The organism is Dysgonomonas mossii, from assembly GCF_004569505.1.
Taxonomy (GTDB): Bacteria; Bacteroidota; Bacteroidia; order Bacteroidales; family Dysgonomonadaceae; genus Dysgonomonas.
In genome coordinates this window covers 1-473 of the sequence record NZ_SPPK01000051.1, presented here as the reverse complement: position 1 = coordinate 473, position 473 = coordinate 1, and the positions used below count along the sequence as shown (strand labels likewise).

Sequence of the window (473 nt, the reverse complement as noted above, 5' to 3'; positions counted from 1 at the left end):
CTGCTGCTGTGCGAGACGAAGCTCGAAGAGGCCGGCGAGGTGGAACTGGTCGCCACCGCGCGCGACAAGGACGGCAACCAGTCCGAGGCGGCCGCGTCCGTCTGGGTCACGCGCCAGGGCGAGCTGTGGTTCGGCGGAGAAGACCATGACCGCATCGACGTGCTGCCCGAGAAGAAAAGCTACCAGCCCGGCGAGACCGCCCGGCTGCAGGTGCGCATGCCGTTCCGCCAGGCGACGGCGCTGGTGAGCGTGGAGCGCGAGGGCGTGATCGACATGCGCGTGGTGCAGCTGAACGGGCAGGACCCGACGGTGCAGCTCAAGATCGAGGAGGGCTGGGGCCCGAACGTCTACGTGAGCGTGCTGGCGCTGCGCGGCCGGCTGCGCGAGGTGCCGTGGTACAGCTTCTTCACCTGGGGCTTCAAGGCGCCGCGCGAGTGGTGGACGGCCTTCTGGTACGAGGGCAAGGAATACGT

The 473-nt window shown here is 68.9% G+C and carries 1 protein-coding gene; it reads left to right on the top strand.

The window, feature by feature from the left end; all coding sequences use genetic code 11:
- Positions 1–473, top strand: a 473-nt coding sequence (locus E4T88_RS18875) for a hypothetical protein (RefSeq protein ID WP_135107561.1), incomplete at both ends; no start/stop codon positions are given.